The sequence below is a fragment of the Streptomyces sp. NBC_01233 genome (assembly GCF_035989305.1).
Taxonomy (GTDB): Bacteria; Actinomycetota; Actinomycetes; order Streptomycetales; family Streptomycetaceae; genus Streptomyces.
Genome location: NZ_CP108514.1, coordinates 1426014 through 1449969 on the forward strand (window position 1 = coordinate 1426014; position 23956 = coordinate 1449969).

The window sequence follows — 23956 nt, forward strand, 5'->3', positions numbered from 1 at the left end:
AATACCTTGCCCGGTGATCCCTCCCGTCAGCCGTGCGGGTTGACGGGCTGCGGCTCCACTCCGCGGACCGCGCCGAGCTGTGTGTACAGGTCGAGCTGGTCGTCCGTCAGCCAGTATTCGGCGACCCGCCCGTGTTCGATCCTCAGGGTGTCCACGCCGGCGAAGCTGACCGCGGTGCCGGGTGGCGCCGATGCCGCCGCCGGGCGCCCAGCCGTCCAGGTTCCGGTGAACCGGAACCTGGAGATGACGTGGTCCGCGTCGGTGAAGGGGCCGAGCTCGCGTTCGGTCCCGCGCCGCTCGCGCACGGCCGGCCCGTCGACATCCGCCGGACCAAACGTGCGTTCCTGGAGACGGGCGGCATGGCCCGGTTCGCCAAGACCGGCCCGGAGGCCGTGCGCACGGTGGTGCTGCAAGCCCTGTCCGAAGCGGGTCTGTCCCCCGACGACCCGCGTATCCGGTGCGTCGCCCTGCCCCGGCTCGGCCCCAAGGTCCTCGACTTGATGTACCTCCCCGCCATCCGGGAGCTGTTGGCGGTGGAGCCGGTACGCCTCGGCGCACGCACCGGGCACCTGGGCTGCGGCGACCTGTTCGCCAACCTCGCGGACCTCGGCGCGCGGGGCCGGCTGGCGCCGGACGACTACGCCCTCCTCCTCACGGGCGGCGGCGGCTTCACGTGGTCGTGCCTCGTGGTCCAGCAGACCGGAGACGGCTGGGGGGACGGACGATGAGGAACCGGATCGGCGAGCTGCACTCCCTGCGTGAGCAGGCGCGGCGCGGCCCCAGTGACCGCGCGACCGAGACCCAGCACGCCAAGGGCAAGCTGACCGCCCGTGAGCGCATCGCGCTGCTCCTCGACGAAGGTTCCTTCAAGGAGGTCGAACAGCTCCGCCGCCACCGGGCGACCGGGTTCGGCCTGGAGGCCAAGAAGCCCTACACCGACGGTGTCATCACCGGCTGGGGCACGGTCGAGGGCCGCACGGTCTTCGTCTACGCGCACGACTTCCGCATCTTCGGCGGCGCCCTGGGCGAGGCCCACGCCACGAAGATCCACAAGATCATGGGCATGGCCATCGCGGCCGGTGCCCCGCTGGTCTCCCTGAACGACGGCGCCGGCGCCCGCATCCAGGAGGGCGTCTCCGCGCTGGCCGGCTACGGCGGCATCTTCCAGCGCAACACCAAGGCCTCGGGCGTCATCCCGCAGATCTCCGTCATGCTCGGCCCGTGCGCCGGCGGCGCCGCCTACTCCCCGGCCCTGACGGACTTCGTGTTCATGGTCCGCGACACCTCGCAGATGTTCATCACCGGCCCGGACGTGGTCCGCGCGGTGACCGGCGAGGAGATCACCCAGAACGGCCTCGGCGGCGCCGACGTGCACGCCGAGACCTCCGGCGTCGCGCACTTCGCCTACGACGACGAGGAGACCTGCATCTCCGAGGTCCGCTACCTCATCTCGATGCTGCCCTCCAACAACCGCGAGAACCCGCCCGTCCACGAGACCGGCGACCCCGCGGACCGCCGCAGCGAGGTTCTCCTGGACCTGGTCCCCGCCGACGGCAACCGCCCCTACGACATGCTCAAGGTCATCGAGGAGATCGTCGACGAGGGCGACGTCCTGGAGATCCACGAGCGCTGGGCCCGCAACATCATCTGCGCCCTGGCCCGCATGAACGGCCAGGTCGTCGGCATCGTCGCCAACCAGCCCGGCCACCTCGCCGGAGTCCTGGACATCGAGGCCTCCGAGAAGGCCGCACGCTTCGTCCAGATGTGCGACGCCTTCAACATCCCCATCGTCACCCTGCTCGACGTCCCCGGCTTCCTGCCGGGCGTCGACCAGGAACACGGCGGCATCATCCGCCACGGCGCCAAACTGCTGTACGCGTACTGCAACGCCACCGTCCCGCGGATCTCGCTGATCCTGCGCAAGGCCTACGGCGGCGCCTACATCGTCATGGACTCCCAGTCCATCGGCGCCGACCTCACCTACGCCTGGCCCACCAACGAGATCGCCGTGATGGGCGCCGAGGGCGCGGCCAACGTCATCTTCCGCAAGCAGATCGCGGACGCCGAGGACCCCGAGGCCATGCGCGTCCGCATGGTCAAGGAGTACAAGGCCGAACTGATGCACCCGTACTACGCGGCCGAGCGCGGCCTCGTCGACGACGTCATCGACCCCGCCGAGACCCGCGAGGTCCTCGTCAGCGCCCTCGCGATGCTCCGCAACAAGCACGCCGATCTGCCGTCCCGCAAGCACGGCAACCCGCCGCAGTAACCGCGAAGGAGACCTGCCACCGATGAGCATCACCGCCGACACCCTGCTGAAGATCGAGAAGGGCAACGTCGAGCCGGAAGAGCTGGCCGCGATCACCGCGATCCTGCTCGCCCGCGCCGCCGCCACCCCCGAGGAGACCGCGGTCCCCGCGCCCCGCCAGGCCGGCTGGCGCCGCCTGGAGCGCACCCCGGGCTTCCGCGCCCCGCACAGCTGGCGCTAGGCCGTTCCCTTCGGATCAGCGCCCGGATCCCACGCCCGCCGCAGATGCCGCCGGCCGGGGCCCTTTCGACGGGCCCCGGCGGCGTGCTGGTGAGCACGCACGATGGTGGAGTCGACCGCGACGACCCGGTCGAGGTCGCCCTCGGCGTCGGCCTGGGCGAGCCGGGCGGTGAAGACCTTCGCCCGCGTGCCGTCGGTGGCCCGGATCCGCGTCCGGTTGTGAACGCCCTTCCACGAGCCGAAGTGCTCGGGCAGGTCCACCCATGGCTTCCAGCGCAGTTGACGGCGGCATCGCTCAGAATCCGCCTCCCACCCCCGGCTGCGGGAGGATGCGGCGGCCGCCCCGTCCACCCGGTTCCGGTGCCGGGGCAGGGGTGCCCGCCGGGACCGCGCGGTCCCGGCCCCACGCCCTGATGTCCTCGATCTGCTCGGGGTTGGTCCGGCTCAGCGGCATCGTATTGGCGAAGGTGTCCCTGACGAACGCCGGAGTCACCGCTGCCTCACCGCGGATGTGCCGCATGGCGCCGACGTCGTGCAGGGCCGATTCGAGGTCGGCGCCGGCGAAGCCTTCCGACATCGACACCAGGGCGTCGAGCAGATCCTGCGGCGGGGCGACCTTCACGTAGCGCTGGTAGTACATGGCGATGATCTCCCGCCGGTCCGCCTCGTCCGGCAGGTCGACGAAGAACAACTCGTCGAAGCGGCCCTTGCGGAACAGCTCGGGCGGCAGACTGCGCACGTCGTTGGCGGTGGCCACCACGAAGGACCGCGAGTCGCTCTCCTGCAGCCAGAACAGGAACTGCCCCACCAGCCGCCGGTTGACTCCGGTGGAGTCGTTCTGTCCGGCCAGGCCCTTTTCGATCTCGTCGATCCACAGGACGCAGGGGGAGATCCGGTCCACGGTCTCCAGCGCGTCCTTGAGCCTGCCCTCGGACTCGCCGACGTACTTGCCCAGGATCGAGGCGAGGTCCAGCCGGTACAGCGGCAGCCGCCACTCCGCGGAGATGGCCTTGGCGGAGAGCGACTTCCCGCATCCCGGCACGCCCACCAGCAGCACGCCGCGCGGGGGGCGCAGACCGGTGCCCCGCAGATCCGACTCCAGGAGCTCCCGCTTGTTCCGCAGCCAGGCCCGCAGGGTGGCCAGGCCGCCGATCTGCCGGTCGGCCTCCTTGACCTGGACGCGCTCCAGCCCGGCCAGATCGCCGAAGATCCGGTCCTTGGCCCGGGCCAGGAGATGAACGTCCTCCCGTTTCACCGAGCCCTTCGCCACGATGGTGGCGAGCAGGTTCACGGCTTCCGCCTCGGTGACGCCCACGAGGAACTCCGCAGCTCGCCGGGTGTCCTGCTCGGTCCATTCGATCGGCACGACGCCGTGATGGTCGCCCAGGAAGCTCGTGATCTGTGTGTACATCTCCTCGGCGTCGGGGAGGTCCAGCTGCAAGGTCATGCCGAGCCGCAGCAGTCCCGTCCAGATGGGCGTGTCCGTGATCAGCATCAGACAGCCGGAGTTGCTGTCGGCGAGCCGCGCCAGCTCGGAGAGGTGGCGCGTGAAGGGGCTGTCGCCGCTGACGTCGTCAGGGTCCACGAAGACGACCGTGGCCTGGGCCCGGCCGGTGAACTGAGCCGCTGCGAACTCCATCGCGCCGGTCAGGGAGCGGTCCTCGTTGACCGGCGCGTTGGTCCGCAGATCGCGCAGTCCGGTGGCCCGGGTGTACACCCAGAAGGGCAGACCGGCACGGGCCGGGCTGCCTGCAGCCTCCCTGACCAGCCTCATGGCTCGTGGCTGTTCGATGGTGCGCAGGCCTACGACGGGGATACGGGCCGCGATGTAGCTGTCCAGATCACGGCGGGCCTCTGCGAAGAGGGGCATGGAGACCTTCTGTCGATCGTGTGGTTCCAGTGGGACGGGCGGTGCCTCGGAAGTAGCGTCAGTCGGTGATGACCCGGCGGCGTGGCCGGGCGGCCGGGTCCAGTCGCCAGGGGTCGGGATCGGTCCCGGCGGCGGGGGGCGGAGCGTCGAGTGCGGCGACGAGGGAGCTGTCCCGTACGGCGCGCAGCCGAGCCTCGATCAGGCGCGGGTCGACGCCTTCCCTCCGCATGTTCTCCACCTGTTGCTCCAGGGAGTTCTGGGCGTCGCGGATCTGGTCGTCGATCGCGTCCCGGAGCCGGTCGCGGAGGTCCGCGGGCAGGCCGGGGTGGCCGGCCAGGGCCCGGATCTCCCGCAGTCCGGCGCGGGCCTGGACGAGGGCGCGGCCGACCGAGAACTCGTCGGACGCCTCGGCCATCGCCGCGGTCAGCAGCCGGCTCCAGTGGTGCAGCCGCCGGTCGAGGGCCTGCCGGATCCGCTCGACCAGCCGGGTCCAGGTCTCGGCGGCGAAATCGGCCGGTACGAGCCGGGGCAGTGCCGGGTCCACCGGCACCCGCTCGTCGGCCCAGGCGTCGAGGTGGTCGGCCCAGGCGCGATAGGGGCCTCCGGAGGTCCACAGCATCGGCTCAGTCGCTCCCGCCCCGCCGGACCACGATCTCCCCGGGCGGGAGCGGTTCCCAGTCGGGCAGCCCTTCCACGATCCGGCGCAGCCGCGCGGTGGTCGTTTCCTCTGCGGCGGTCGACTGCCGGGCCCACGGAAGGGGTTCGGGCGCGCTCGGGTCCTGCTGGCTGCTGCTCATGACGTCTCTCCTGTCGGGCTCGCGGTCGGACGCACGACGCGGGCCTCGAAGGGGGAGTTCCCCTCCCCCGCACCGGCCAGGCCGTCGATCATCTCCCGTACGGCCGACTCCTCGGCGTCGGCGGTGCGGAACCGGCTTTCGAAGTCGACGAGTTCGGCTCCGGCGGCGCGCAGTTGAAGCAGGGAGTCCGCCTTCGACTGGTCCAGCACGCTCTGCGCGTACCGCTGCCGCTCCAGGGCCCCCCGGCGGCCCGACGCGATCACCAGCGCCCAGATCCCGCCCACCAGCAGGGTGATGATCAGGCCCGCGCCCGGGTGGATGCCCATGGAGACGATCAGCAGGATGAGGAGCACCACCGCCGGGGGGACCACGACCGTGCGCCATGCGGGCACGAGGCCGGCGACGAACGGGCGCACATGGGTGTCCCAGTGGTCGCTCAGCGACCGTTCCAGTTGGTCCATGGGTGTGGTGAACGCGCCGGTCCAGCGCGGCAGTCCGAAGGTCTGCGCGCCGAGGTTGTGGCTGCTCTGGAAGACGGCTTCGACGGTGCCGGGGATGTGCAGTCGGTAGTCCCGGCTGAACTCGGCGTGCGCCTGACGGAACCAGTCGCGGCAGGCGCCGACGGCCAGCCGCTGGGTGGCCGGGGAGACGCCGATGGCGGCCGGGTTGAGGGCGGAGGCCGACTGGACGGTCAGGTAGTCGAGCTTCTCCTCCAGCGAGGTCGCGTCGGCGTCCGCCGCCTTCCGGGCGGCCGCGGTGTCGCCGTCGTGCGCGATGACGGCCTCGTTGTAGGCCAGGTCCCGGCGCAGCGGCAGTTCCTCGTTGTCGTACTCGGACACCAGACGGTCGAGGATGTCGTCCACCAGGTCCTCCACCCGGTGGCTGAGCCGGTTCTCCTGGCTCATCAACCGGGTGTACTTCTCCAGGAGCGCCCGGTGCGCCTCGGCCGCGCCGAGTACGGACTCCAGCGCGGGCCACTGCGGTGACACGGCGGCCAGCCTCGGGAAGTCCTCCTTCGCGGACATCGCCCGGTGCGCCTCCACCTCTGCGCGCCAGCGCTCGACCTGGGCCGCGACGGCCTGGTCGCCCTCCAGCAGCACCTCCAGCCATTCGTCGAGCACGGTGCGCAGCAGCTCCCGGCCGACGGGTCCGAAGGCACCCTGGGCCACGGATTCCAGGATGACCGCGAACTCCCGTCCCAGGGCCGTCGGGTCCTGGGCGCGCAGGTAGTGCAGGAGCCAGCGCACGGCGGCGGCCTGCCGGTTCTGGCGGCGAAGGATCAGCGCGAAGAGCAGCGATGTGCGCCCGGGCGAGCGCCGGAAGGCCTCGGTGACGGCCCGCTCGCACAGCTCGCGGTCGTCGGAGGACCAGGCGGCCAGCGCGACGAGGGCGGGGGCCAGCCAGTAGCGGGGGGTCTGGATCATCAGCTCGTCGCTGACGGACCGTACCGACTCCTCGGACACGAGGCCGGTGTCGAAGGCCTGGAGCAGACCCACCGTGGTGCGGCGCACCACCTTGTGGTGGCCGAAATCGTGCTCGATGCGGTCCAGGATCACGCCGATCCTGGTCTCGGCCCGCTGGAGCGCGTCGGCGAGTTGCGAGGAGCGGACGAACGCCTGGAAGTCGTCGCGGAGTTTCTGCAGCGAGTCCCGGGTGTCGCGCTGCGTCGCCTCCACCCCGGTCACCTGGGCGGAGACCGCCACCAGGCCCTGGTCGAGCTGGTTCACCAGGTTGGTGAGCTGTGAGACCTGGTTGCGCAGATGGTAGTCGATGTCTGCCATGAAGCCTTCTGCTCCTGTTCGTGGGCTCACATGCCGCGGGTGTAGACGACTCCGTCGGGCGGGACTGGGACGAGGGCTCCGCTGGCGTACACCTCGACGAGCGGGTAGGCGCCGGTGCGGACGAGCATCCGGGCCCGCGCGTAGGGCTCGGGGAGCACGTCGCCCGGCGTGTAGTGCTGAAGGATGGCCATGGTCAGGTCGAGCCGGTGGTCGACGTACGGCGGGCCCAGGCCGCACACGGCGATCCAGCCCACCGGGAAGTCGCCGTACTCGCTCTGGTATTCCTCACGGATCCAGTCGGTCAGCTCGCGCAGGGCCTCGGGGCTCAGGCCGGCGTCCAGCCGGTGGAGCGCCTCGAAGAGTCCTGCGTGGCGGGGCCTGGCCAGTCCGGCGGCCAGTCGCCCTCCGGTGGTACTCGGGGCCGTCGCGTTCTCGTTCCCGGCCGCTGCGCGGGCCTCGGTCTCGCGGGCGAACGGGCCCAGGACGCGGCGCAGCCGCTGCCCGAATTCCATACGGTTCCCCCCGTATATGCACGCAACTCGACCTGGTCATGATGGGTCGTCAATTTACTCAAACGTACGCGCTTCCGAGTCAAACTCATAGAGACTTGAGTCATTCGCGATCGTCAATTCCGGGGGAGCGATGGGGACTTGCTGGAATTGCGGCGGGGACGAGGACCTTGACTCCGGGTCCTGTCCCCACTGCGGCATGCCCGTCCGCACGGCCGCCGTTACGCCGACGCCGTCAGGCGCGCCGACGCCGTCAGGCGCACCGGCTTCCTCGGACGCGCCGCTGTTCCCGGCTCCGGCCGGCCGTCCGGGCGACCCCGACGCACCGCTCTTCCCCCCATTGCCACCGGTGCGGCGCACCCGCCCGGCACCGGAGCCGGGTGAGGACACCCCGGGCCGGTCGGCGCCGCGCCGGATCGTGCAGGTACCGGGAAGCCTTCCGGACCACACCGCGCGGCGCGGCCCGTTGCCACCACCCGCCGGCCCGACTGGCACCCCGCCACCCGGGCGGATGCCGCCTCCGGCAGCGCCCGCCCCCGCGTCCGCCCCACCGCTGCCGGCGCCCTCCGCCCCGCACTCCCCCGCCTCCTCCCGGCAGCGGTCCGGCGCGCACCTGGAAGGACTGGTCGACGGACCCGTGGTGCTCGACACCATGCGCCACCGGCTGTTCGGCGTGGGCGTGCTGGTCTCCCTCGGGCTGCTGCACCTCCTGTTCCTACTGATCCGGCTGATCGCCTCGCTCGGCGAAGGCCTGTCGTTGGCCGCCCTGTTGGACGAGTTCCTCTTCTTCCTGGTGTTCCTCGCGGTGATCGGCCTCGCCCTCGGCCTCGTCTTCCACGGTTCCCTTTCGAGCAGCGGCGCGGGCGGGATCTTCTCCATGGGGCTCTCCCTGGTCCGCAGCTGCTTCACTCTGATCACCACGGCCTTGCGCCTGATCGCCACCGGGCTCCTGCACGGCTTCAGGAGCGGTACCCGGGCCGCCCAGTCCGCGGGCCAGGGCGAACTCCAGCAGTCCGTACGCCGGTTCCGGATCCGCGACATGGCCGGTGGCGTCACCGCCTGCACCCTCGTCGGTGAGCTCCTGGGGACCGAGGTACGGCAGGGCGACCTCGTCCGGGTCAGCCGGCGCGGCCTGCGCTCCGGCCACGTCAGGATCCGCCGCGCCGAGGTGCTGTCCGCACCGGGCGGCCCCGCCACCAGCGTGGTCACCACCCGCACCGCCCGCCGCTTCCGGCTCGGCGTCTGGGCCGACGGGCTTGCCTGGGTGCTGGCAGCCGTACTCGCCGTGAACCTCATCGCCCAGGTCACGGGGGCCTTCGCATGACGTGGGCGGACGCCCGACGCACCCGCGCACCCTCCGGTCCGCAGACGTCCGAGACCCTGCCGCCCCTGCTCGAACAGGTCGCGGCGCTCCTGGAGTCCTCCCGCGAATGGGCCCCCGACGAGCAAGCCCTCGCGGCGGCCGAGGAACTGCTCTCGCGCGGGCCCGGACCCGGTGCTCCGGCCGCCCCGCTCCATGAACTGGGCGTCGAGCCGGACCGGTTCAGCTGGCTCTGCCTGCGCGAGGCGGCCGCCGACCAGGAACCCCGGCTCGCCGCCGCCCGGGCCACGGCCGCCTGGAGCTCCCTCGCCGCCCTCCATCGGCCGGCGGCCCTGATCGTCGGCTCCGACGAGACCGGCCGGGCGGGGGTGGCCATCGGACTGGACACCGGGGCGGACGGCATCCGCCAGTGGCTCTCCGACCAGGCCCCGGACCTGATCTGGGAGGCGGGCACCCCGCCCGGCTGGTCGGTGGTCGCGGATCCGGCGCACACCGAGGAGGCCCTCGTCTGCCGCTCCCGGTACGCCGACCCCTCGGCCGGCCAAGGCATCGCCGAGGACCAGCGGCTGCCCCATCTCGCCGGGCTGCTCGGGCTCCCCCTGGCCGGCTGGTGCGTGGTCCTGACCCTGCTGCCCCTGGGCGCCCGCGAACTGACCGCGGCGGGCGGCCGGCTGGCACATCTGCGGGCCCAGGCGGCCCGCCGGGTCACGGTCTCCGAAGGAATCGCCGAACACCGCCAGAACTCCGTGGTCGACCCCCGCGCCGAAGCCGTCACCGCCACCCTCGGCGCCTGGCAGGCCCTCGTCGACGACTGCCTGCGCACCGGCGGCTGGACCGTCGGCGTCCACCTGTGCGCCCGGACCCCCGAGACGGCCGCCGTGGTCCGGTCCGCGTTCTGCCGCGCCCTGCGGGCCGAGACCGCCGCGGCGCCCGAGGGGCGGGCCCAGGACTGGGACACCGCCCGGTGTCTGGCGGGGGCCGCACCCGCCGTGGGCTGGCTCAGCTCCCGCGATCTCGGCTCCCTGCTCGTACCACCCGCCGACGCCGTGGGGGACCTCCAGGTCAGACGCGCCCTGCCGGCCGGGCGGCGTTCGTCCCGGCCCCGGCGAGCCCTCACCCTCGGCCACTGGCTCGGTACGGACCTGCCCGCGCGGATCGACGTCGACGACCTCGCCGGACACGCCTTCGTCGCGGGCATCACCGGATCCGGGAAGAGCACCACCACCAGCAGCCTGCTGATCCAGCTGTGGAACGAGCACCAGGTGCCCTTCCTGGTGATCGACCCCGCGAAGGGCGACTACGCACGGCTCTCCGGCGCGCTGGAGGGCGGCCTCACCGTCGTCTCCGGGAGCGAGCTGCGGATGAACGTACTCGCGCCCTGGCCCGGGCAGCCCGCCGACCGCCACATCGCGCAGGTCGGCACCGCGTTCCGCGCCGCGTTCGGCATGCCCGTGCCGATGCCGTACGTGGCCGCGCTGATCCTGGAGGAACTGGCCACCGATGCGGCCGCCGGCTCCGAGGTCACCCTGCACGACGCCGCCGCCCGGCTCGACTCCCTCGTCGCCGAACTCCGCTACCAGGGCGAGGTGGAGAGCAACATCCGGGCCTCGCTCGGGCTGCGCCTGCGGCTGCTCCTCCAGCCCGGACGCGCGGAACGGGTGGCGGGCAGCGGCCCGCCGAGCTGGCTCACCGAGCGGCCCACCCTGGTACGGCTCAGCGACCTGGGCGACGAGGAGGAGCGGGCCTTCCTCGCCGCACTGCTCGTCCTCTACATCTCCGACGCGGCCCGTTCCCGGGGGGAGTCGGCCGGCGTGACCCATGTGACGGTCATCGAGGAGGCCCACCGCCTGATGCCGGAGCCGCGCCCGACCGGCGCCGAGGACGGCGACGCGGCCGGCGTGGCCTCCCGCCTGATGACCCAGCTGCTGGCCGAGGTGCGCGCGTACGGCGAGGCGCTGGTCGTGGTGGACCAGAGCCCGGCCGCCGTGGCCCGTGAGGTGCTGCGCAACACCAACCTCAAACTGGCCCACCGGATCGTCGACACCGACGACCAGCAGTCGCTGGGCGGCGCCCTGGGACTGTCGGACACGGAGACCTCGCTGCTCGGCTCGCTGACCGTGGGGCGCTGCCTGCTGTCCTCGCGCGAGCTGGTCCGCCCCCAGTCCGTCCAGGTCACCGGCCCCGATCTGACGCCGCGGCCCCTGCGGGAACCTCCCGCGCCGGCACCTCAGCCGTACGGGGCCCGCTGCCACCGACCCGAGGACGCCCTGCACCACCACGTCAGCGAGGGGGCGGGAGCTCACGCGGAACTCGCCGTGGCCCTGTGGACGGCGGCCGCCGGGGGCGCGGACGTGGTGGATCTGGTGCGCCCGCTCGCGGCGGCGCACCCCGGCAGCCGGACCAGCTGCCTGGTCGGGACGGGGATCCGCCGCCACGTCCGTACCCTGCGCCGCCTCGGGCAGCTTCCCGGGGCGACCGGCCGGGAGTACGAGGCGGCGCTGTGGCAGGCGATGGTCACCCGGGGCCCGCTGCCGCCCCACCCCGCCGCGGAGCCCGCCACGCGTCCCTTCCAGGCCTGCGAGCGCTGCCTGGCCCCCTGCCTGGTCAGGGCCGCCGTCACCACAGGAGCCCTCCCTCAACTGCAACGCGCCCGCACCCTGGCCTCGCGCGCCGGCGGCGCCAATGCCGCGTTGAACGCGACGGCCATAGCGATGGAGGCCTGCCGGGCGGAGCTCGCCCTCCGGCATCCGGACCGCACCGCCACGGCCGTGGGCTACTGCCTCGGGGCGCACGTGGCGGTGGAGTACGGCTTCGAGTCCACCCTGCTGACGTACGGGAAGACCTAGGCACAGGAGGAGCGATGGAGACACGACCGGAAGGATCCGGCGCCTGGGAGGCCGACGAATCCGCCGAGCCCCACGAGGAGCCGTCCGAGCACGCGAGCGGCCGGGAAGGCTTCGCCCAGCACCTGGCCCTGGCCGAAGGACGGGACCAGCCTGACGGGCCCGGGACGAGCGAGCCGGAGTCGACGCTCGACGAGCGGGTCGAGGCGTTCCGCCAACAGGCACTCGATCGGGAGTCCACGCTGCGCGAGGAGATGAAACAAGTCGTCGTGGCCGCCGGTGGGATCCCGGGCCACGAGCAGGAACGGCCCAAGGAGGACCAGGACACCCGCACCGCGCAGGAGAAGCTGGAGGACTGGCACCGTGTCCACCTGGTCGGTCTGGAACACTCCGTGAAGGACACGGACTCGCTCCACCCCAAGTTCTCCCGTTACGAGGCCGCCGGGATGAGCGGCGCGGACGTGACGGCCCGTATCAAGGACGCCATCCGCTACACCATCCAGCTCCCCGACGATAAGTACTCCGCCGGCGCGTGGAAGGCCATCGAGGCTCTGACCGCACAGGGACACGAACCGCTGGAGGTGAGGAACTCCTGGGACGACGAGGTGTACAGGGGCGTGAACACCTCCTGGCGGGACCACGCGTCGGGACTGAACTTCGAGGTCCAGTTCCACACCCCGTTCGGCTTCCGCGTCAAGCAGGCGACCCACCCCATCTACAAGGTGCAGCGAGAACTCGACCCCACGAAGGAGCAGGAGATGAAGGAAATAGCCGAACTCCAGAAGAGGCAAGCAGTGTTCACCCACTTCGTGACCGCTCCGCCGGGCGCCGAGACGATCGTCAGCCAGAAGGAACGCGAACAGCGCGACGCCCAGGTTCAGGACCAGCAGGAAGGTACGTCATGAGTGGTGAGGGCGGCGGCGAGGGCGGGGCCGAAGGCGGAGAGGCGTCCGACGCCGGGGTCGAGAGCGGGACCGAAGGCGTGGAGGCCGCGTCCGACGTCGGCGTCGAGGCTGCGGAGACGGCGGAGAACGCGTACGTGACCGAGGTGCCGGCGGACGCCCCGGAGGCGTTCTGGAACCACATGGAATCGCCGGACCTCGCCCGGTACGAGGCCAACGCCGCTCCGGAGACCGATGAGGAAAGGGAGGCCAGGCTGCGCCGGGAGGCGGGGGCCGCCGCCCGGGGGCTCCTGACCTCCCAGATGGTCGCAAGTGCCCGCGCGACCCGCAGCGGCGACGGGGGGCAGCCTGGTGCGCCTCGGTAGGAATCGGAGCCGCGAACAGGGCAACCTCCAGGACCGAGACCGGAAGGAAGGGACGTCATGAGCAGAGAGACCGGCGAGAACAGGGACGAAGGCGGCGAGCCCCCGTACGACGGCTCCACCGAGGCGGAGCCGGTGGAGAACCCGTGGGTGAGGCCGAAGCCGGACAACCCGGACGCCTTCGGGGAACGCATGCGGGCGTTGACACCGGGAGGGGAAGCACCGGCCACCGAGCCGACCGAGGCCGACGCCGCTCCGGAGACCCCTAAGGCAGAGGTGGGGACCTCTGAGGACGAGCGGCTGGAGCAGGCTCGCAGGCTGGAGGAGGCGCGCGGGCTGGCGGCCCTCGCCGCAACGGGGATCAAACCCGTCAAGGTGCACCGTGCGCCCGGCAAGAGCACGGAGCAGCCCGGTGCGACTCAGCAGGACCTGGGCCGCGTCCGCGAACAGAACCCCGAACAGCGCCGGGGCTTGGAGAATGGCCTCGGCGACTGAGCACTGCCCGGTTGCCCCTGGACTCCGCCGTACCTGGGTCGTACGGGGGCGGCCGGGCCCGGTCACGGCGTCCGGGGCCGATGTGCCGAACCCGACGCCCCAGGCATCTCGCCCGCCGTGACCGGGCGCCGGTGACGTCAGCGGTTGAACGCCGGGATGACGTGCTGGCCGTAGGCGTCGATCGTGGCCTCCTTCGCGTCGTGCATGTCGTAGACCGCGAACTGGTCGACGCCGAGGGCCTGCAACGCCCGCAGCTTCTCGATGTGGGCTTCGGCCGGGCCCAGCAGGCAGAAGCGGTCGACGATCTCGTCGGGGACGAAGTCCGCGGACGGGTTCCCGGCGCGGCCGTGGTGGCTGTAGTCGTAGCCCTGGCGGGCCTTGATGTACTCGGTGAGCTCGTCGGGCACCATCGAGGAGTGCTCGCCGTACCGGGTGACGAGGTCGGCCACGTGGTTGCCGACCATCCCGCCGAACCAGCGGCACTGGTCGCGGGCGTGCGCGAGGTCCTCGCTCACGTACGCGGGGGCCGCGACGCAGATGGTGATCGCGGCCGGGTCACGGCCGGCCTCTGCGGCCGCCTCGCGGACCGACTTGACCATCCACTCGGTGAGGTAGGGGTCGGCGAGCTGGAGGATGAACCCGTCCGCCTTCTGCCCGGCGAGGGCGAGGGCCTTCGGGCCGTACGCCGCCATCCACACCGGCAGCCGGCCCTCGCGGACCCACGGCAGCCGGATCGGGTTGCCGTCGACCTCCGCCTCGCGGCCCTCGGCGAGGTCCCGGATGACGTCGATGGCCTCGCCGAGCCGGGCCAGGGTGTTGGGCTTGCGCCCGGCGACCCGCATCGCCGAGTCACCGCGGCCGATCCCGCAGACGGTGCGGTTGCCGAACATGTCGTTGAGGGTGGCGAAGGTGGAGGCAGTGACCTCCCAGGTGCGGGTGCCCGGGTTGGTGACCATGGGGCCCACGTGCAGCTTGCGGGTGTGTTCCAGGATCTGGCTGTAGATGACGAACGGCTCCTGCCACAGCACCGCGGAGTCGAAGGTCCAGCCGTAGCGGAAGCCGTTGCGCTCGGCACGGCGCATGAGGCTGATCACCTGCGAGGCGGGCGGGTCGGTTTGCAGGACGAGGCCGAAGTCCATGGGGCGGCTCCTTGACGCTTACAGGTACTGGCAGGTGCCGCGGGGAACGAAGGCCCCGTGGCCGGCCCGTCCGGTGAATTCGCGCTGGTCGATGACGAGTTCGCCGCGCGACAGCACGGTGTCGACGCGCCCGGTGATCCGCCTGCCCTCGTACGCCGAGTAGTCCACGTTCATGTGGTGCGTCTCGGCGGAGATGACCTGCTCGGCGTGCGGATCGTAGAGGCCGATGTCGGCGTCGGAGCCCGGCGCGATGGTGCCCTTCTGGGGGTAGAGGCCGAACATCCGGGCCGGGGCCGCGCAGGCGATCTCGATCCAGCGGCGGCGGCTGATGTGCCCGTCGAGGACCGCCTGGTGGAGGAGGTCCATGCGGTTCTCCACGCCGGGCAGTCCGTTGGGGATCTTGGAGAAGTCCCCGCGGCCGAGCTCCTTCTGGCCGCGGAAGCAGAAGGGGCAGTGGTCGGTGGAGACCACCTGGAGGTCGTTGGTCCGCAGCCCCCGCCACAGTGCCGCCTGGTGCTCCTTCGGTCGCAGCGGCGTGGAGCAGACGTACTTGGCGCCCTGGAAGTCGGGCTCGGCGAGGTTGTCGGTGGACAGGAACAGGTACTGCGGGCAGGTCTCCCCGAAGACGGGCAGGCCCTTGTCGCGGGCGGCGGCCAGCTCGGCCACCGCCTCCTCGGCCGAGACGTGGACCACGTACAGCGGGGCCCCCGCAACCCGCGCGAGCTGGATCGCGCGGTGGGTGGCCTCGGCTTCGAGGAGCACCTTGCGGACCTCGCCGTGGTGGCGGGGGTCGGTCTCGCCGCGGGCCAGGGCCTGTTCGACGAGGACGTCGATCGCGATGCCGTTCTCGGCATGCATCATGATCAGCCCGCCGTTCGAGGCACCCCGCTGCATGGCGCGCAGGATCTGCCCGTCGTCGCTGTAGAAGACGCCCGGGTAGGCCATGAACAGCTTGAAGCGTGTACGGGTGCGCCCTCCTGCGTTGTGACGTCGCCGCTAGCTCCGCCACGGGGGGTGGGGCCGCTGAGGCGCGGATCGAAGGTTCCTGTTATGTGCAGGTCGGGCAGCCCGTAGAGGGGCGGAACCGATGTCCCGCCACAGTCGCCCAGCGCAAGGACGGCGTTCTCCCAGATGCCGGTCTTGAGGTAGTCGAGTGCCCGCTGATAGAGACTTTGGGGGCGCTGACGACTCTGTTGCTCAATTCCGGGGTCAGGCTGTGAGCTGGTAGCCGAGGCGAGCGAGGCGGCCGGTTCGGGGTGGGGTGTCCGTGGTGGTCCAGTGGGCGTCGAGGCGGACGATGTTGATCGCGGTGGCGGAGAACGTGTGTTGGAGGCGGACCTTCGGGAGGCCGCGGTAGCGGGCCCTGCGCAGGCCAGTGAGGTCGAGGGCCTGGTTGATGGTTCCCTCGATGCCCGAGCGCAGGGCGTACTTGTCCTTCCAGGTCCGGGACTTCTGCTCGGCGCGGGCCGTGGTCAGGGCAGCGTGGAGGTGTTCGGGGTAGAGGGTGAGCATCCGGTTGCCGCGCCGGGACCGGGTGCACAGCTTCAAGACGGGGCACTCGCGGCAGTCGGAGCGGGCGAACTCGACGACGATGGCGTCGCGTCCGTGCTGTTTCACCGGGTGCCACCCGGTGCTGGTGCGGCCTTCGGGGCAGGTGGCCTGGCGTGTCTTCCAGTCGATGCCGAAGGCGTTCTTGTCATAGCCGGCGGCCGCCTTGGCCTGGGGCGAGTGGTCCAGGAGCACGGGGGTGACCATGATGATGCCCTGCCCTGCGGCCTGGGTGATCAGGTCGGCCGAGGGGTAACCGGAGTCGAGGTAGTGCTCGGCCGGCTTCAGGCCGCGGGCGGTGAGCGCGGCCTGGACGGTGGCGGTCGCCTTCACGTCCGGGACGGTGGCCACCGTGGTCAGCACATCCGTGATCAGGTTCACCGCCCGGACCGGCTCCTGCCTCCCCACCGCCCCGGCTTCGGCTTCGGCTTCGGCTTCGGCTTCGGCTTCGGCTTCGGCTTCGGCTTCGGCTTCGGCTTCGGCTTCGGCTTCGGCTTCGGCTTCGGCTTCGGCTTCGGCTTCGGCTTCGGCGGGAGTGTCGCAGGTCTCGGTGAGGTGGACCTTGTAGCCCAGCCAGAACAGATCCTCGCCCTTGGCCGCCCAGCGCGCGTCGGCGTCATAGGGCGAGGCGAGGCGGAGATGACCGGGCGGAACGCCGTCCGTGTCGGCCTCCCGCTTCCTGACCACCTCCCGCCCGCGCGTATCGGTGCTGATCACGTACGTCTGGACCAGGACCTGCCGCAGCAGGGCGACCGGCTCGATCTCCCGCAGCCACCCGGGCGCCCCCGGTGCCCAGACCGCCCGGCACAGGGCCAGCGCATCCTGCCCGAAGACCAGCGCGAGCCGCTCCCGCTTCGTCTTCGAGGCCGGAAGCGTCCAGCCCTCAATCCGCTGCCCGTAGCGGTGGGCGAGTTCGGGCACGTCTACCACGCTGGCCAGCCAGGACGGCGCGGCCGCCGCGAGGGCTTCCAGCGCGGCCCGCACGCTCTCCCCGGCCAGCTCCAGCCGGTTCAGGTCCCGCACCGCGCTGATCACATGGGTCGCGTCCGTGCGCTGCTTCCCGCCCGCCGCCACCAGCCCCGCCTCCCGGCAGTGCTCCAGCAACTTCTCGAAGACCACCCGCTCCATGTCATGCTCGACCAGCCGGGCCCGGAACTTCGACAGCACGCTGAAGTCGAACCCCGGATCCTCCAGCTCCACCCCGAGCGCGTACTTCCAGTCGATCGCCCGCACCGCCATCACCGCGGCCTGCCGGTCGGTCAGGTTCTCCGCGAACTGCAAGACCGTGACCAGCGACAACACCCCCGGCGACAATCCCGGGGCCCCACGAACCCCGAACGCCTCGACGAACGGCTCGTCCGCGAACACCTCACCGAGCCGATCCCGCACCCGTATCGGCAGACTCCCCTTCGGGAAAGCGGCCCGGGCCACCCGCGCCGTCCGTTCCGGCACTGGCGGCAACCCGCTCGACCGCAGCGACATCCACATCACCCCCACGGCCGCACGACAGGGAAGCGACCGCACGATAGATCATCACGCACCAACCGAACCACGCAGCCGGAATTGAGCAACAGAGTCGCTGACCTTGGGTGACTGCGCTAGGGAGGTCCTTCCACATCAGGCCGTGCCGGACCTTGTACAAGGAAGCCTCGAACGCGAGCCGCGGCGGAACAACCCGGGACTGCTTCTTCGGCTGAGGGAAGAGGTGCTCCACCTGCGACCACTGATCCTCAGCAAGTTGCGGCGGCACCAAGCGGCCCTCGCGGGCGAACCAGCTCTCGAAGAGGCAGCCGCCGCTGCGAAGCGCGCCCGGGACCTCGCTCGTCACGACGACCTGCACATCCAGCAGTTCGAGCAAGTCCCGCTTCTTGTCCACTGGAAGATCGTCGAGCTTAGCCTCAATACCAGTGATTTAAGGGTCCGGGGTGCCTGGGGTCTTCGGTGGGTTGGTCGGGGCCGTTTTGTGGTGTGGGGCGATGGCCACGGCTCGGGCTGGGTCGAGTGTCGGCTGTGGCCAGAGCCGGTGTGCGGTGCGCTTGACGCCGAAGTTGGACATCTTGCGTTTGACGACGCGGGCGTTCGACCGCTGTCGTCGCGGTGGCAGGAGGTGACGGGCTATCTCTCGTATCCCGTCGGTGAGGGCTGTGGCCAGGCGGTCAGGGGAAAAGGCCGCCTGCGCGGTGACCTGGCGTCGGGCGAGGCGGAGGGTGCGGGTGAAGGAAAGCCGGTCGGTATCGGTGTCGGTGTCCCGGGCGGCGGTGTGCATGAGCTGGCGGATCGCGTGATGGACGAGGAGGTGGGCCCAGACCTCCTGTTCGACGCCGTCGGGCGATCGGGAGCGCAGGACCTGGGCGGGGCCGCGTTGGTGGGTCTTCAGCTCGTCCAGTGTGGTCTCGATCTCCCATCGCTCGTTGTAGAGGGCCGCCAACTCCGCCGCGGGTGCGGCTTCGTGGTCGAGGATGGTGGTGATCAGCCGGTACGGGGCGTCGTGCTGCGGGCGTCCGGGGTCGTCCAGGGTGTACTCGATGACCCGCACCACGGTGGGATCGGTGCGTTTGCGGTGGTCCTTGGCCGCCACGATGTCGGAGAGGTAGGACCCGTCGGGGAGCTCGCGCCGCACGGGCAGGACGGCGTTGGACTTGATGCGCCAGAGCAGGTCCGCACCGCCGGCCGATGCCGCTCGCCACTGCTCCAGCCCGGCGAAGCCCCGGTCGGCCATCAGCAGGTCATCCGGTCCAAGGGCGTCGAACAGCTCCCGCGCGATCACGGACTCCGCGGTGGTGAACGGCCCCAGAGCCGCGCGGGTGATGGCGTGCGTGCCGCACTCCGCCAGCGCCACCACCCGCACCTGCGGGAACGCGGTCCGCTCGCCCCGGTGGGTGGCGGGACGACCGAACCGGGCGTCGTTCTCCTCACTGTCCGGCACGTCGAACGTGGTCCCGTCGACCGCCATCAGACGCCAACACCCGTACCACGCACCGGGAGTGGACTCGGTCGCCACAGGCCCGGCGGACTGCTCGAAGAGAGCCTTGAGCGGCTCGGGCCCGAGCCTGGCCCGGGCCCGGGAAACCGCACCGGGCGTAGGCACCTGCCACGAACCCGACCAGTGCTTGGCCCAGGCCAGACCCTGAGTGAGCAGCCGTGCGACCTCTTCGTAGCCCTGACCGGAGAACAAGCACATCGCCAGCACGAAGTAGACGACCACCCGTGGAGGCAGCAGCCGGTTGCGCTGCCCGGCCTTCCCGGATTCCTCCACGACCCGGTCCACCAGCTCCGGCGGGAACGTCCGCGTCAGCAGTCCGATCGCGATCCGATCCGACAACCGCTCGTCCGTCTCCGGCTTGACCTGTCCAGGGCGTGGCATCCAGACACCTCCTGGCCAACACCCTACCAGCCGAGATCTTTAAGTCACTGGTATTGGCCTTAGCCTCGCGCTTTCATAAAGCGGGCTGTCCGACGGGTGGTCAGGTAAGCGAAAAGTGCCTCTGACCAGCAAGAATGAGGATTGTCGAGGTCCTTGTTCCTGCCACCGTCGGAGGCACTTCCCAGGTGAAGAAGCGTATCGGGTCCTATCCACGCGTCCGCATCGAGGGCGGTGGCCGTGGGGTGGTGTCCCAGGCCGGGGCCGTGCTGCTGGTCGAGACGGTCCGCAAGGCCGGGCTGGACCAGGTGATATCGGCGGCGCTTGCGCCGTGGCGGCGTCCGCGGGCGGTGCACGATCCGGGGAAGATCCTGCTGGACGTGGCCCTCGCGGTCGCGATGGGCGGGGACTGCCTCGCGGATGTCGGGACGCTGCGGGCCGAGCCCGGCGTGTTCGGGCCGGTGGCCTCCGACCCGACGGTCTCCCGGCTCGTCGACGCCCTCGCCGCAGCTGGGCCGAAGGCCCTGTCCGCGATAAGGGTCGCTCGGGCCGAAGCGCGTGAGCGCGTCTGGAAGCTGGCCGGCACTGCGGCGCCGGATGCCGCGGGGCAGGTGATCGTGGACCTGGACGGGGTGCTCGTGCTGGCCCACTCCGAGAAGCAGGACGCCACCGCGACCTGGAAGAAGACCTTCGGACACCACCCCCTGATGGGCTTCGTGGATCACGGAAGCGGCGGGAGCGGTGAGCCGGTCGTCGGCCTGCTCAGACCGGGCAACGCAGGCAGCAACACCGCCGCCGACCACATCACCACGGCCCAACTCGCCTTGGCGCAACTACCGAAGAAGTACCGGCGCGGACGCCGGACGCTGATCCGTACCGACTCCGGCGGCGGCACCCACGAGTTCGTCGCCTGGCTCGCCCAGCGCGGCCGGTGGCTGTCGTACTCGGTCGGCATGACCATCACTGAGCAGATTCACCAGGCCGTCCTCAAGGTTCCCGCCCCGGCCTGGACGGCAGCGATCGAGCCCGGCGGCGAGATCCGGGACGGGGCGTGGGTCGCCGAGATCACCGGCGGCTGCCTCAAGGGCTGGCCGAAGGGAATGCGGCTGATCGTGCGGAAGGAACGGCCCTATCCCGGCGCCCAGTTGCGGATCACCGACCAGGGGTGTTGCAAAGTCGTGTGATCTTGTAGGTGTGCTGGTCAGGCGAGGCCCAGTAGGTCGAGTGGGCGGGTGAAGGGCTCGTAGGAGGTGTGCCGGAGGCCAGAGGCGATGTTTCGGTGCCCGGCAGCGCGGAGCTTGTTGATCGCAAGGTTGCGCAGGGTGGCCATATTCTCGGGTCCGTGGCCGGTGCGGATCTTCGAGGCGTCCTCGCGGAAGGTGGCGTCACGGACGAAGTGCAGCCGGTTCTCGATGGTCCACTGCGACCTGGCGAGCTGGCCGAGACGCTGGGGTGATGCCTGCTGCGAGGTCAGATCCGTGATCGCGTAGACGGTCTGGCGGCTGACGGTGCCCGTCTTGAGGTTGGTGCGGTGGCGCAGGATGCGCACGGCCTGGACGGCGTGGGGGAAGTCCAGGTCGAGGCCGGTGACGGTGAGGACCCTGGTCACGCGGGTCTCCTTGCGGCCGTGGCCGATCTCTCGGTCGTAGCGGCGTGCGGTCACATCCTTCCACGGCAGTGACCGTAACTGCCGGTGGAGCCCGGGTTGGTTGGCCTTGACCACAGCAGGTAGTGCGCCCTCTTTGCCTCCACCAGGAAACGCGCGTGGCCGCGCTGCGTGTGCAGGGCGTCAGCTGTGACGGTGACCCCGGTCAGTTCGTAGGGCTCCAGCAGCGCCGCGAAGCAGGTGATCTCGTTGGTCTTGTCGGGAACCCGCAGCTGGGTGACGGTCCGGCCGTCGCCGGTCATCGCGGCCAGGAGGTGGGCCGCAGGCGTCTGGCCGTTGCGGGATCCGCGGGCGGTCTTGCCGTCCACGGCCATCGACTCGGTGCCGCCGGGATCGGTGCCGGTCAGGTCAGCGCCAGGCCGCCGGGGCAGACTTGGCCGATGACCCGCCGGATCGTGGCGGCGCTTGGTGCGACCCGCACGCCCATCGCGCCCACCACGCGGGCGCCAAGCCGGGCCAGAGTGTGCTGCGGAGCGTTCGCGGACCACTGTCCGATGGCCGCGTACGAGCGCGCGCCGGCGATCACCGCCGAGGCGGCAACCAGCAGCACCGCCACGAACGGGTGACGCACCCCGCGCCGCCGACGCGGATCGCGCAGCACCCGCAACCGATCCACGAGCGGGAGTCCCGCTACACCCTCCAGCGAGGGCGACTTGACGAGGCAGACGGTGGCAGACTGGCGGCACATCGAAACTCCGGTGGTTCAGGGCGACTTGGGAAGGTCACCCCGTTCAACCGGAGCTTCGTTGAGTTCGTGACGGGCCGACCCGGACCTCTCACACCCCCGTGACCAGCCGACTCATGCGCTCACCGGGACTTTGAAACCGCCCTGCGATCGCGCGGCTTCCGTATCGGCACGGATCCGAGCCGCACCTTCTGTAGATTTTCCTGGGCTCATTTCTCGGGCCACCACCACTCGACGGATGGATAGTCGAGACTGTCCGTACGGAGTGGCACATTGGGGGCGGCGAGCGAGATTTGTGGATTTCCGTCCAACCATTTTGCATAACGAGGAGCCTTAAGCCCGATATCAATACATCCACCAATAGTGTTCTCTAGGCAGCTCAAGTACTCGCTTAGCTCGGGCGAGCATTGTTTACCGACTTGCTCGCGCAATTCCAAGAAGCGCCACATCATCGGATCACGAATTTCCCGAACCCGGGTGACCAGTTCACCGTCGTATTCATCCTCGGGTCCCCGAATCAATTCGATGACATTGAGGGAGTTGCGGGCACACCCCTTCTCCATAGGGTGGGAGTAGATATCATTGTCCAGTGCGACAATGAGAGCGGTCATTTCCGTGAGCGCCTGCACCGTGCTGCTGTCCATCTCTTCTGCACACGCCCCGCCACCTTGAGCGATGTCGAACGTCGCGATCGAAGGAAGCACTCCTGATGAGTTCAATCTCATCGCCAGGTATTCGTCGACTCCTAGGAGTGCGCCGTCTACCACATTGCTGATTTCCCACGCCACACCCATCAGCCAGCGCCGTTGCGCGTCTTGCCAGCGTCGCATCTGAACATCGCTGGCATATCTGCGCATGTCCTTGGAAATTTCGTTCGCGACGATGAGGAGTGGATCGTTGGTGGCGAGTTTCGGAACTGAGATCGCACGGAGCAGGTTGGATGCCATTCGCACAAAGTGAACAAGAGCCCCCTGTGAAGTATGCGAGGCATCAGAGTATTTATCGTCTACGTGCCACATGCAGTACAGCCACTTGGTACAGTTGAGAAGTTTCTCTTCAGAAGCGTGAGGAGTTGCCATCCCGCAGAGTTCCGCGATGCGGGTACCGGTGAGGGCTGCTCGATCGTCAGCAGGCATGTCGTCAAAGAATCCGCGGTCTTCCAGCCAGCGGATTGCTCGAATCTCAACTTCCTCAGCTTGTGAATGTCGCTCAACTGTGAGGGGGCAGTAGAAATCGGAGGCCGAGATAAGCATCCTGAAACCTTCCGGTGGTGGACTGGCTGTCACTCAGGTTGAGCTAATTAATGAGGGATGCAATCCTGTCTAATTCAAAAAGAGAGTCATCGACCGACAGTGCGCGAGGTTTGATGAGTATCTCGTCCACACCGGATTCTGCTAGGAATCGGATAGCTCTAGCCTCGGGGGGAACTCCGCACGCGATGACCTTGAACTCGCTCCCGCGTGATCCAGAATTCATACCGCAAAGATCCGCTATCTGTTTGAGTAGGGGCCCGTCTTCTGCGTTATAGATAGGCATCCAGCCGTTGCAGTAGTTTAGTGCGAACTCAACCGATGTAGCACTGGAGCCACCCATAAGGATTGGGGGATGTGGTTTCTGATCGGTTTTTGGCCAGGAGCAAATAGCCTGGAAAGTTACGTGGTGACCGTTGAAGCTGGATCGCTCATTCGCCCAAATTGATTTCATTGCGAGTACATGTTCTCGTAATACGGCCATCCTGGCCGCTGGATCCACTCCGTGATTCCGCATCTCCTCGCGATTCCACCCCGCACCGACACCGAGAATCAATCGGCCGTTAGAGATAAAGTCAAGGCTCGCCACCTCTTTTGCCATAAGTATTGGATGCCGCTGAGCGGCAAGTGCGATACCCGTTCCCAGTCTGATCTGAGTGGTGACGGCTGCAGCGCTTGCTAGCGCCACAAACGGGTCCAGGGTGCGGTAGTAAGGCGAGGGCAGAGTCCCGCCACCCGGATATGGCGTCTCCCGTAGATAAGGGATGTGCGTATGTTCGGCAGCGAACATTGAACTGAAACCTCGTTGTTCTAGTTCCTGAGCAAGCCTAACCGGACCCATTCCTTCATCGGTAATGAGGGCGATAATGCCAATTTTCATAATTTCGGTCAACTCTCTACCGGGATATCACAGGATTCGACGATCAATGGGCTGGGCCG

The 23956-nt window shown here is 69.8% G+C and carries 22 protein-coding genes and 4 pseudogenes; 9 read left to right on the forward strand and 17 right to left on the reverse strand.

From position 1 onward, the window contains the following. Positions 1-26: 26 nt before the first annotated feature. Positions 27-305, reverse strand: a complete 279-nt coding sequence (locus tag OG332_RS06970) for an ester cyclase (protein WP_327412625.1) — start codon at positions 303-305, stop codon at positions 27-29. Here OG332_RS06970 and OG332_RS06975 point away from each other — a divergent pair. From OG332_RS06975 to OG332_RS06985, 3 genes are read left to right on the forward strand one after another with little or no spacing between them, the layout of a single operon-like run. Next, positions 249-728 carry a 3-oxoacyl-[acyl-carrier-protein] synthase III C-terminal domain-containing protein gene (locus tag OG332_RS06975; protein WP_327412626.1) on the forward strand — a complete coding sequence of 160 codons (480 nt, stop codon included), beginning with the start codon at positions 249-251 and terminating at the stop codon, positions 726-728. The genes OG332_RS06970 and OG332_RS06975 overlap by 57 nt on opposite strands. Then, on the forward strand, positions 725-2269 hold the full coding sequence (locus OG332_RS06980) for an acyl-CoA carboxylase subunit beta (protein WP_327412627.1): 1545 nt from the start codon (positions 725-727) through the stop codon (positions 2267-2269). Before OG332_RS06975 ends, OG332_RS06980 begins: the two co-directional genes overlap by 4 nt. 22 nt (positions 2270-2291) lie before the next feature. Continuing rightward, positions 2292-2489, forward strand: coding sequence for an acyl-CoA carboxylase subunit epsilon (locus OG332_RS06985; RefSeq protein WP_327412628.1), 198 nt, complete (start codon positions 2292-2294; stop codon positions 2487-2489). 59 nt (positions 2490-2548) lie between these two features. Here OG332_RS06985 and OG332_RS06990 read toward each other — a convergent pair. The 6 genes and pseudogenes from OG332_RS06990 to OG332_RS07015 all read right to left on the reverse strand — a co-directional run. Continuing rightward, positions 2549-2650, reverse strand: a pseudogene (locus tag OG332_RS06990) (IS5/IS1182 family transposase); the annotation flags it as partial. Positions 2651-2783: 133 nt separating this feature from the next. After that, the gene (locus OG332_RS06995) at positions 2784-4358 is read right to left on the reverse strand and encodes an AAA family ATPase (RefSeq protein ID WP_327412629.1); all 1575 of its coding nucleotides are present in this window, start codon (positions 4356-4358) and stop codon (positions 2784-2786) included. Between the two features lie 58 nt (positions 4359-4416). Then, positions 4417-4977, reverse strand: a complete 561-nt coding sequence (locus OG332_RS07000; protein ID WP_327412630.1) for a hypothetical protein — start codon at positions 4975-4977, stop codon at positions 4417-4419. A gap of 4 nt (positions 4978-4981) precedes the next feature. Then, positions 4982-5155 (reverse strand): hypothetical protein, encoded by a 174-nt coding sequence (locus OG332_RS07005; protein WP_327412631.1) that lies wholly within the window; start codon positions 5153-5155, stop codon positions 4982-4984. Next, on the reverse strand, positions 5152-6936 hold the full coding sequence (locus OG332_RS07010; RefSeq protein ID WP_327412632.1) for a hypothetical protein: 1785 nt from the start codon (positions 6934-6936) through the stop codon (positions 5152-5154). Before OG332_RS07010 ends, OG332_RS07005 begins: the two co-directional genes overlap by 4 nt. A 26-nt stretch (positions 6937-6962) precedes the next feature. Continuing rightward, a complete protein-coding gene (locus OG332_RS07015) occupies positions 6963-7448 on the reverse strand; it encodes a hypothetical protein (protein WP_327412633.1) in 486 nt (161 codons plus the stop codon). A 508-nt stretch (positions 7449-7956) separates the two neighbouring features. Between OG332_RS07015 and OG332_RS07020 the strand changes: the two genes are divergently transcribed. The 5 genes from OG332_RS07020 to OG332_RS07040 are packed head-to-tail and all read left to right on the forward strand — an operon-like array spanning position 7957 to position 13368. Beyond that, the gene (locus tag OG332_RS07020; RefSeq protein WP_327412634.1) at positions 7957-8769 is read left to right on the forward strand and encodes a hypothetical protein; all 813 of its coding nucleotides are present in this window, start codon (positions 7957-7959) and stop codon (positions 8767-8769) included. Further along, positions 8766-11612 (forward strand): ATP-binding protein, encoded by a 2847-nt coding sequence (locus tag OG332_RS07025; protein ID WP_327412635.1) that lies wholly within the window; start codon positions 8766-8768, stop codon positions 11610-11612. Before OG332_RS07020 ends, OG332_RS07025 begins: the two co-directional genes overlap by 4 nt. A 14-nt stretch (positions 11613-11626) precedes the next feature. Continuing rightward, the gene (locus OG332_RS07030; RefSeq protein WP_327412636.1) at positions 11627-12514 is read left to right on the forward strand and encodes a hypothetical protein; all 888 of its coding nucleotides are present in this window, start codon (positions 11627-11629) and stop codon (positions 12512-12514) included. After that, positions 12511-12876, forward strand: coding sequence for a hypothetical protein (locus OG332_RS07035; protein WP_327412637.1), 366 nt, complete (start codon positions 12511-12513; stop codon positions 12874-12876). Before OG332_RS07030 ends, OG332_RS07035 begins: the two co-directional genes overlap by 4 nt. 57 nt (positions 12877-12933) lie before the next feature. Then, on the forward strand, positions 12934-13368 hold the full coding sequence (locus tag OG332_RS07040; protein ID WP_327412638.1) for a hypothetical protein: 435 nt from the start codon (positions 12934-12936) through the stop codon (positions 13366-13368). 137 nt (positions 13369-13505) lie between these two features. On the opposite strand, the gene OG332_RS07045 is transcribed toward OG332_RS07040, so the two are convergent. The 5 genes and pseudogenes from OG332_RS07045 to OG332_RS07065 form a co-directional block, all read right to left on the reverse strand. Beyond that, on the reverse strand, positions 13506-14507 hold the full coding sequence (locus OG332_RS07045) for a TIGR03842 family LLM class F420-dependent oxidoreductase (protein WP_327412639.1): 1002 nt from the start codon (positions 14505-14507) through the stop codon (positions 13506-13508). Positions 14508-14525: 18 nt separating this feature from the next. Continuing rightward, positions 14526-15470: pseudogene (locus OG332_RS07050) on the reverse strand (amidohydrolase family protein); the annotation flags it as partial. A gap of 246 nt (positions 15471-15716) precedes the next feature. After that, the gene (locus OG332_RS07055; protein ID WP_327412640.1) at positions 15717-17444 is read right to left on the reverse strand and encodes a transposase; all 1728 of its coding nucleotides are present in this window, start codon (positions 17442-17444) and stop codon (positions 15717-15719) included. Then, positions 17425-17931: a transposase gene (locus OG332_RS07060; RefSeq protein WP_327412641.1), complete on the reverse strand. Its 507-nt coding sequence runs from the start codon at positions 17929-17931 to the stop codon at positions 17425-17427. Before OG332_RS07060 ends, OG332_RS07055 begins: the two co-directional genes overlap by 20 nt. Before the next feature lie 282 nt (positions 17932-18213). Continuing rightward, positions 18214-19419, reverse strand: a pseudogene (locus OG332_RS07065) (IS4 family transposase); the annotation flags it as partial. Positions 19420-19604: 185 nt separating this feature from the next. Here OG332_RS07065 and OG332_RS07070 point away from each other — a divergent pair. Then, positions 19605-20576 (forward strand): annotated as a pseudogene (locus OG332_RS07070) (IS1380 family transposase); the annotation flags it as partial. A gap of 41 nt (positions 20577-20617) precedes the next feature. On the opposite strand, the gene OG332_RS07075 reads toward OG332_RS07070, so the two are convergent. The 5 genes from OG332_RS07075 to OG332_RS07095 all read right to left on the reverse strand — a co-directional run bounded on the left by OG332_RS07075 (position 20618) and on the right by OG332_RS07095 (position 23909). Next, complete coding sequence (locus OG332_RS07075) at positions 20618-21079, reverse strand: ISAs1 family transposase (protein WP_327412642.1); 462 nt, start codon at positions 21077-21079, stop codon at positions 20618-20620. Beyond that, positions 21076-21390 carry a transposase gene (locus OG332_RS07080; protein ID WP_327412643.1) on the reverse strand — a complete coding sequence of 105 codons (315 nt, stop codon included), beginning with the start codon at positions 21388-21390 and terminating at the stop codon, positions 21076-21078. Before OG332_RS07080 ends, OG332_RS07075 begins: the two co-directional genes overlap by 4 nt. 35 nt (positions 21391-21425) lie before the next feature. Further along, the gene (locus OG332_RS07085) at positions 21426-21770 is read right to left on the reverse strand and encodes a transposase family protein (protein WP_327412644.1); all 345 of its coding nucleotides are present in this window, start codon (positions 21768-21770) and stop codon (positions 21426-21428) included. Positions 21771-21976: 206 nt separating this feature from the next. After that, positions 21977-23020, reverse strand: coding sequence for a terpene synthase family protein (locus OG332_RS07090; RefSeq protein ID WP_327412645.1), 1044 nt, complete (start codon positions 23018-23020; stop codon positions 21977-21979). Positions 23021-23063: 43 nt separating this feature from the next. Then, positions 23064-23909 (reverse strand): LLM class F420-dependent oxidoreductase, encoded by an 846-nt coding sequence (locus tag OG332_RS07095; RefSeq protein ID WP_327412646.1) that lies wholly within the window; start codon positions 23907-23909, stop codon positions 23064-23066. Positions 23910-23956: the final 47 nt, after the last annotated feature.